We start from the raw sequence: 7,831 nt of genomic DNA, 5'->3' as shown, positions 1-7,831 counted from the left end.
TCCTTAACATCCTTCGGAGTCCAACGCGTCACAACTACCTCCCGGTCGAAGTGGCGCATTCACCCCTTGACAGCACGCTGTTGACGGCGAAATCGCCATTAAGCGCAACCGCTATTTCGATCTTTCCACCCCGAACAAGAAGGTCAACTACGCTCTTGCTGCCAAACACCGAGCCCTAGCCGGAATTAAAGGCTATGAAACCGACCTGACCGCTCTTCCCGCCCAGGAGGTTATCGGGCATTACCGCAGGCTATTCCACATTGAAAATGTCGTATCGGATGTCGAAATCAGACCTGAAAGCACGCCCAATCTATGCGAGGAAACAAAACTCGATCACAGCACATCTCAATATTGTGATGGCAGCACTAGCCGTGACCCACCTGATGGAGACCCGCAGTGGTCACTTCATCAAACGCCTCGTGAGAACACTCAAGAAATACCGCAGCTTTCAACTCGTCGTTGGCGGCGAAACCATTCACGCCGCCGTACCATTCCCGCCCGACCTCACTGCCACCATCCAAGTAATCACCGGCCGCGAACTTCCGCACAAAATTGGCCTAAGTCAGGTTAGAAGGGAATCAGCACACCGTCTCGTGGGATTCGTGCTCTGGGTGCTCAATCTGGATGGTGGAGTGCTCGATACCGTGTTCGCGCAGGGCCTGCTGGGCGGCATCCAACAGCGGGCCGGTGCCGACGGTGCCGTCGCGCACGATATGCACGGTCGTGAGCACGTTCACGCCGTCCAGGCTCCACAGGTGCAGGTCGTGGATGTCAGCAACGCCCTCGACCTGCCGCAGCGCGGGCTCGATCGCACTGGCGTCGAAGTCCGCCGGGACTTGCTCGAGCAGCACGCTCGCCGAAAGCCGCATGAGCTGCCAGGCGCGCGGCAGCACCATCGCCGCGATCGCTAGGGAGGCGATCACGTCCGCCGCCACAAACCCCGTGGTCAGTACCACAATGCCGGCCACGATTACTGCGACCGAGCCGAGCATATCCACTAACACGTGCAAGAACGCGCCCTCCACGTTGATCGAGGATTTGCGGTGCCGGTGCAGAACCCACGCCGATAGCGCATTCGCCACCAGGCCGATCACCGCGATGATCAGCATCGTTTTTCCCTGCACTTCGGCCGGGCTCTGCAGGCGGCGCACCGCCTCGACGACAATCCACACCGAGATCGCCAGCACCATCACTGCGTTCGCCAGTGCAGCAAGCACCTCCACTCGTCGGTAACCGTACGTGGCCTGAGCCGATGCTTGTCGGCGCCCAACCAACACCGCTAACACCGCGATGATCAACCCCGCAGCGTCGGAAAGCATGTGCATCGCATCCGCCATCAGCGCCATCGAACCCGCCAACCAGCCGCCGATCAGCTCCGCGAAGAAGACGGTGCCGGTAATGCCTAGCGCAATCAAGAGTGCGCGCAGCGGCGTGCTGGAGTGATCGTGGTCGTGGTGCTCGTGTGCCATGCACTCAGCCTATCCCCGTCGACGCTTATTGACAATTAAATGAAAATGGATGGCGGTAAGCGCAGCCACTGAGGCCAAGTCGGCCTGATTTAGGCCATTGTGCAGTTGTCCTTTGAATATGTAGAGAAGCTGAAACAAGAACACACATAAACTAATGCAACTGCATGTCAAAGAAGCGGCCGCCGGGTGGACGCGAGGTAAATATAAAACTACTTTTGTATAAATTGATATAGAAAAGCGCCGCGACCCGTAGAACGTGTTAAAAGGAGGGTCGCGGCGCTTGTACCAAAAGAAATTACTTTTTGGTCTCACCCAACAGATGGCACTGAATCATGTTGGTGTTACCAGCGATTCCTGGAGGGGTACCAGCAATGACGACAATCATGTCGCCTTCCTCGTACCTGTCCATTTCCAGCAATGCATCATCGATGGCTTCCATCATGTCATCGGTGGACTTAACGTGCGGGCTCAAGAAGGTCTCAGCACCCCACGTCAAAGCCAGCTGGGAGCGAACCGCTGGGTCCGGTGTAAACGCCAACAGCGGAAGCTGGGAGCGCAGGCGAGCCACTCGCTTAGCGGTATCGCCGGAGGTAGTAAAGGCTACGATGGCCTTTGCATTGAGGCGCTCGGCAATGTCGCGGGCGGAATAGGACACCACACCACGCTTGGTGCGCGGAACGTGAGTCAGCGGTGGCACCTTGCCACCATCTTCAGCATTAGCCACGATCTTGGACATGGTGCGCACGACGTTCTGCGGGTCAATACCCACGGAAGTCTCACCAGAGAGCATAACGGCGTCAGCGCCATCGAGAACGGCGTTAGCCACGTCGGAAGCCTCTGCACGGGTCGGGCGCAGGTTAGAAATCATGGAATCCAGCATCTGGGTAGCCACGATGACCGGCTTAGCGTTCTCGCGAGCAATCTGGATAGCGCGCTTCTGGAACAGCGGCACGCGCTCCAGCGGCACCTCAACACCGAGGTCGCCACGGGCAATCATGATGGCATCGAATGCCAGCACGATGGACTCGAGCGCGTCTACTGCCTCAGGCTTTTCCAGCTTGGCAATGACCGGAACGCGGCGACCCTCTTCGTCCATAATCTCATGGACCTTATCCACATCTGCTGGGGAGCGGACAAAGGACAGTGCCACGAGGTCAACGCCGAGCTTCAAAGCGAAGCGCAGGTCAGCGATATCCTTCTCCGACAGGGCCGGCACGGAGATATCCATGCCAGGAAGGGAAACGCCCTTGTTATTAGAAACCGGGCCACCCTCGGTAACCTCACACACGACGTCATTGCCGTCGACTTCCTTACAGACAACGGCGACCTTTCCGTCGTCGATAAGCAGGCGGTCACCCGGCTTGGCGTCCTTGGCCAAGCCCTTATAAGTGGTAGATACTCGGTCGTGGGTGCCTTCGATATCGTCCACGGTAATGCGGACGATTTCACCGTTATCCCACTGCTCCTCGCCGTTAATAAAGCGGCCAAGGCGAATCTTGGGGCCCTGCAGGTCCGCCAAAATACCGACGGCGCGGCCGGTCTTATCAGTAGCCTGGCGCACCCAGTTGTAATTCGCCTCGTGGTCCGCGTGCTCGCCGTGAGACATATTCAAGCGGGCTACGTCCATGCCGTCTTGAACGAGGCGCAAAATGCCATCCTCGCTAGCAACGGCAGGGCCGAGAGTACAGACAATCTTTGTTCTTCTATCCAGCATTATTGGCCTATTCCGTCGGGGAAACTGAACACTCCCCAACCTACTCCTTCGTATGGATTGCGGCCACAATTTTGGACCCCCATTTTCCGAACGGACACTCAAAAATGCCCTAGCCCCCACACAATCAAACCTATTCGGAAATACCGGGGTAGAACCTACGGTGATGCAGAGTCCGAATGCTGCCCCTCAGGTACCGCGCTACCATCGCCACGCCCGTTACTATCGCGGCGCTCGGCCCAATACTTAGGATCTACCTCTGCGGGAGATTCTGGGCCTTGGCGGCGCCTATCAAGCAAGAAAAAGACGACCGTAGAGATGATGAAAATCACCAGGGAGACGATGATGTTCACGCGCAGCCCGAAGATATGGGTAGCTTCATCGGAGCGCATTCCTTCGATAAAGAACCGGCCCAACGTATAGCCCATGACATAGAGGGCAAAGACTCGTCCGTGCCCCAACTTCCATGCCTTGTGCGCCCACAAGAGGAATAGACATACAAGGACGTTCCACACCAGCTCGTAGAGAAAGGTCGGATGCACCGAAGTCATAACCTCACCCGTGGAGTGCCCGGAAACCGGCGCATAACCGCCGTTGTCATTGACTCGGTAGTAAATATCTAAAGCCCATGGAACGTCGGTCGGACGCCCGTAGAGTTCTTGGTTAAACCAGTTGCCTAGCCGCCCAATCGCCTGCGCGAGGACCAGGCCCGGGGCCACGGCATCAGCGAAGGGGCCGAGTGGCACCTTCTTCACTTTGAAAAGTATCCACAAAGCCAGCGCGCCGAGAGCAACAGCACCCCAGATGCCAAGGCCGCCATTGGTAATCTTTAACGCATCCGCAGGGTTGCAACTATCGCAGAAGTACTTCTGATTATCGGTAATCACGTGGTAGAGCCGCCCGCCAATGATGCCGGCTGGGATAACCACGATGGCAGCATCCCACACTGTGTCTGGGTTACCGCCGCGAGCAGTATAACGGCGCAAGGTCATGCGCAGGCCGACGATAATGCCCACGATGATGCATAGCGCGTACGCACGGATGGGAAGTGGTCCCACCTGCCACACGCCCTGCGGCGGAGACGGAATATTTGCAAGAATTTCTGTGTGCACGTAGCCAGTGTGCCTTATCCCCCACCCCGCCAGCTAGTCGGGGTATTACTCTATTTTGCGCGCGGGGCACGCTGGGTGCTGGCCGGCGGCCACCAACGACCGAGCCAGCGCTGTAGGATCTTGGGCCGCCATGACTGATTCGCCGACGAGCACCGCATCGGCGCCCCGGGAAGCATAATGAAAAAGGTTGCGCGCGTTGTTTACCCCACCTACTGCAATGCGCAGGATGGATTCGGGCAGGCCCGGGGCAATATCGTTGAACGCGTCACGGTTAATCGCGTCCGAGGCTAAAGACCACGCATTGATGGAAATAACGCTACTTCCGGCCTTAATAGCGCGGTCGACCTCCGCACAGTTGCGTACCTCGACGATGGCGGTCATACCGAGAGATTCCACGCGGTCTAATAGTGCCTCCAAGCGAGCTTGCTCCAGCAGCTCTACTTGCAGCGGAATAGCATCGGCCCCATAACAGCGGGCCTCATGAATTTGGTAAGGATCCACGATGAGATCTCGTGACATCATGGGCACATCAATCGCTGCGCGGGCAGCCGCCATGTCTTCCAAAGAACCGTGGAAGCGGCGGAAATCAGTCTGGCACGCCATTAGGTGTACGCCGCAGTCCTCAAAGGTGCGGGCCCATTGCGCCATGTGCTCCGCAGAGCCAACATGTGCAATCTCGCCGCCGTAGGGAACGGCACGCTTGAGCTCCGTGATAACGGAGCAGCCGGGGCGCAAGAGAGCTGCGCGCACATCCCGGGGGGATTCCATGTCACGCGAGCGTGCCTTTACTTCCTGGAACGACACACGGGACTCCCGCGCAGCGACGTCCTCTAAGACTCCTGCTACTAGGTGGTCAACAGCAATGGGCGTAGGCATCAGCACCTCCCTCCACGGGCGATTGAAATCACACTTAGGTTAACCCGCTCACGTGCAGTTGCGGAAATTGCACAGGCTACGGGGCTATTTTTTATCCATATCAGTGGGATCGATATCACTATCAAGCGCGTCCCACATCACGCGGCCAGAATCAGAGGAGGTTTCCAAATCCTCCTCCAATTTCGCTTGCCGCGCTGCCGGCGTCTCGTATTTGCTAGATGCCTTCACTTTATCCTCGCCTGGGTTGCGCGCTAGCATAACCGCACCAAAAAGGGCCATTGCCGCTCCTACCAGGGCCAGAATCGGCCCCCAGGCATGCACCTCGGTGGAAACGACTGTGGCCCATTGAGAAATTTGCGCGGAATCTACTGCATTCTTATTAGCCGAGGCACCTTGCAGGATCTTCTGCGCGCGCTCAGCATCCGCGCCCGCCGTCAGCAAGCTAACCGGGGTCCATGCACTGGCCGCTGCTGCGAGGGCACAAATAATGCCCACTACGCGCCTACCGATGCGGCGCAGAGCCAACCCTGCGACGGCGCCGGCAACCAATACTAGAGTCAAGGCCATAATCTCTAGCGACCATGCCGAACCTATGATGTCATTGGCGGCGGAGCCGGTCTTATCATCTTCGCTGGCAGCAACCACCCACGTGGCACGGGAAGACAGCCACAATACGATGGCTCCTACAGCGATAAGTAGCGGTCCAAGGCGTTTAGCCTTCACGATTGTCCTCCTAGGAGATCTGTGGCGTCAAAGCACGTGCGGTCACCGGTATGGCAGGCGCCGCCACGCTGCCGCACGGTCAGCAGGATAGTATCTCCATCACAGTCAAGGCGAACGCCCAGCACCTCTTGGGTGTGGCCAGAAGTCTCACCCTTGACCCAGTACTCATTGCGCGAGCGCGAAAAATACGTGGCCTTGCGCGTGGCAAGGGTATGCGCCAAAGCATGGTCATCCATCCATGCCATCATCAGTACCTCACCGGACTCAGCCTGGGCAATGGCCGGCACCAAGCCTTGGTCATTGCGCTTGAGCTGCTTGGCGATGCCCCCATCTAGTTCATAGTCGGCCGGGTTACTCATCGGCGCACCTCGTAACCTGCGGCGTCTAGGGTGTCCTTTACGTCGCAAATTTCTACCCCACCAAAATGGAAAATGCTTGCGGCCAAAACGGCATCGGCACCGGCCGCAACGGCCGGTGGGAAATCCGCGGCGCTGCCCGCACCGCCAGAAGCGATGATGGGAATAGTCACTGCCTCGCGCACGGCATACAGCAGGTCCACATCAAATCCTTGCTTGGTGCCATCGCCATCCATCGAGTTGAGGAGAATCTCCCCTACTCCGAGTTCCTCGCCACGGCGAGCCCACTCAATGGCGTCAATTCCGGCCGACTTCGTGCCACCATGCGTGGTGACCTCGAAACCGGAGGGCGCAAACTCCTCCCGGCACCGGCGGGCATCAACGGACAGCACGATGCATTGGGCCCCGAAAACCTCGGCCATTTCGCGCAGCACTTCCGGATTCTTAATCGCTGCCGTATTTACGGAAACCTTATCTGCACCGGCACGCAGTAGCTCCCGGACGTCGTCGACGCTGCGTACCCCGCCGCCAACTGTTAGTGGGATAAATACCTGGTCCGCAGTGCGGCGTACAACCTCTAGCATGGTTGAACGCCCTTGCTTTGAGGCAGATACATCCAAAAATGTAAGCTCGTCAGCGCCTAAGGAGTCATAACGCGCGGCCAACTCCACCGGGTCACCGGCATCGCGCAGGTTTTCAAAGTTAACGCCCTTGACCACCCGGCCTTGGTCCACGTCTAGGCAGGGGATAACACGTACGGCTACAGCCATATCGGCCGCCTCCTTTGTGAGAATGAAGTCTTAGCGGTGAAAGGAACCGCTATGACGGGACAGGATGTCCACGATAGTGGCATGGACCTGCGGGGTACCTGCGACCAAGCCACGCGACTGCGCAGTCCACGGATTTCCTTCCGGATCAGTCACTACTCCGCCGGCGGTTTGAATTTGCAGTGCACCAGCGGCGTTATCCCACGGGTGTGGGGAGAAGTTAATCGCGCCATCAAATACGCCCTGCGCAACAAAGGCATTATCCAGCCCCACTGAACCGGTCATCCGCGGGCGCAGGCCGGTTTCGCGCAGCTCGTGGAAGATCTCAGTGGGCAGATGAGAAGAGCAGCCCACGTGTCCGCGCGCTTCATCGAAGCCCATCGCGTCCTCCCCACCGCCGAAGCCAGTAGCAGGCCCGCCTACTGAGCGGAGAGGAGAGCCATCGCAAGTGACCAAACGTCGCCCCAATAATGGGAAATCAGACACCGCTACAACAGGTGCGCCCTTATGGATGAGCGCCACCAAGATGCCGGCTAGGGGGTTTCCGGCGGAGTAATTTGCGGTGCCATCAATCGGATCTACCACCCACACGGTATCTAGCACGCTGCCGCCGGATTCTTCTCCGTACACCGAGATGCCGGTCATTTGAGTCAAAATATCCCGCAGCTGTTGCTCGATGACGAGATCTACCTCGGTGGCAAAATCTCCCTGCCCTTTAAATCGGGCGGGCTGCGCACCAAGGCCGGAACGAAAAATGGGTTCTACTTGGTCTACGGCCGCCTCCGCGAAGGCCACCAACTCGCGGGGTTCCATCATG

The 7,831-nt window shown here is 58.1% G+C and carries 8 protein-coding genes and 1 pseudogene; 1 reads left to right on the top strand and 8 read right to left on the bottom strand.

Annotation, left to right across the window (positions count from 1 at the left end; translation table 11 throughout):
• Nucleotides 1-70: 70 nt before the first annotated feature.
• Nucleotides 71-521 (top strand): annotated as a pseudogene (locus QP904_RS11885) (IS1634 family transposase); the annotation flags it as partial.
• 57 nt (nt 522-578) lie between these two features.
• Here the strand turns inward: QP904_RS11885 and QP904_RS08030 are convergent.
• From QP904_RS08030 to QP904_RS07995, 8 genes are all read right to left on the bottom strand, one after another.
• On the bottom strand, nt 579-1,469 hold the full coding sequence (locus QP904_RS08030) for a cation diffusion facilitator family transporter (protein ID WP_005328806.1): 891 nt from the start codon (nt 1,467-1,469) through the stop codon (nt 579-581).
• A gap of 295 nt (nt 1,470-1,764) precedes the next feature.
• On the bottom strand, nt 1,765-3,180 hold the full coding sequence (gene pyk, locus QP904_RS08025) for a pyruvate kinase (RefSeq protein ID WP_248099936.1): 1,416 nt from the start codon (nt 3,178-3,180) through the stop codon (nt 1,765-1,767).
• 158 nt (nt 3,181-3,338) lie between these two features.
• A complete protein-coding gene (lgt, locus tag QP904_RS08020; protein ID WP_259825619.1) occupies nt 3,339-4,292 on the bottom strand; it encodes a prolipoprotein diacylglyceryl transferase in 954 nt (317 codons plus the stop codon).
• Between the two features lie 45 nt (nt 4,293-4,337).
• A complete protein-coding gene (locus tag QP904_RS08015) occupies nt 4,338-5,168 on the bottom strand; it encodes an indole-3-glycerol phosphate synthase TrpC (protein WP_259825618.1) in 831 nt (276 codons plus the stop codon).
• Between the two features lie 84 nt (nt 5,169-5,252).
• Nucleotides 5,253-5,891 (bottom strand): TIGR02234 family membrane protein, encoded by a 639-nt coding sequence (locus tag QP904_RS08010; RefSeq protein WP_259825617.1) that lies wholly within the window; start codon nt 5,889-5,891, stop codon nt 5,253-5,255.
• Nucleotides 5,888-6,250 (bottom strand): phosphoribosyl-AMP cyclohydrolase, encoded by a 363-nt coding sequence (gene hisI / locus QP904_RS08005; RefSeq protein ID WP_023021253.1) that lies wholly within the window; start codon nt 6,248-6,250, stop codon nt 5,888-5,890. The genes QP904_RS08010 and hisI overlap by 4 nt, the downstream gene beginning before the upstream one ends.
• The gene (hisF, locus tag QP904_RS08000) at nt 6,247-7,017 is read right to left on the bottom strand and encodes an imidazole glycerol phosphate synthase subunit HisF (protein ID WP_259825616.1); all 771 of its coding nucleotides are present in this window, start codon (nt 7,015-7,017) and stop codon (nt 6,247-6,249) included. The genes hisI and hisF overlap by 4 nt, the downstream gene beginning before the upstream one ends.
• Nucleotides 7,018-7,047: 30 nt before the next feature.
• Nucleotides 7,048-7,830 carry an inositol monophosphatase family protein gene (locus QP904_RS07995; RefSeq protein ID WP_284835851.1) on the bottom strand — a complete coding sequence of 261 codons (783 nt, stop codon included), beginning with the start codon at nt 7,828-7,830 and terminating at the stop codon, nt 7,048-7,050.
• Between the last annotated feature and the right edge of the window lies 1 nt (nt 7,831).

The organism is Corynebacterium nasorum (genome assembly GCF_030229765.1).
GTDB lineage: Bacteria > Actinomycetota > Actinomycetes > Mycobacteriales > Mycobacteriaceae > Corynebacterium > Corynebacterium kefirresidentii.
Note: the sequence above shows the minus strand (reverse complement) of the source record. Positions and strands in the feature narration are given on the sequence as shown.

Coding starts and splice junctions, on each gene's coding strand:
- QP904_RS08030 (WP_005328806.1), bottom strand. CDS start 1,469: ATGGCACACGAGCACCACGACCACGATCACTCCAGCACGCCGCTGCGC.
- QP904_RS08015 (WP_259825618.1), bottom strand. CDS start 5,168: ATGCCTACGCCCATTGCTGTTGACCACCTAGTAGCAGGAGTCTTAGAG.
- hisI (WP_023021253.1), bottom strand. CDS start 6,250: ATGAGTAACCCGGCCGACTATGAACTAGATGGGGGCATCGCCAAGCAG.
- hisF (WP_259825616.1), bottom strand. CDS start 7,017: ATGGCTGTAGCCGTACGTGTTATCCCCTGCCTAGACGTGGACCAAGGC.
- QP904_RS07995 (WP_284835851.1), bottom strand. CDS start 7,830: ATGATGGAACCCCGCGAGTTGGTGGCCTTCGCGGAGGCGGCCGTAGAC.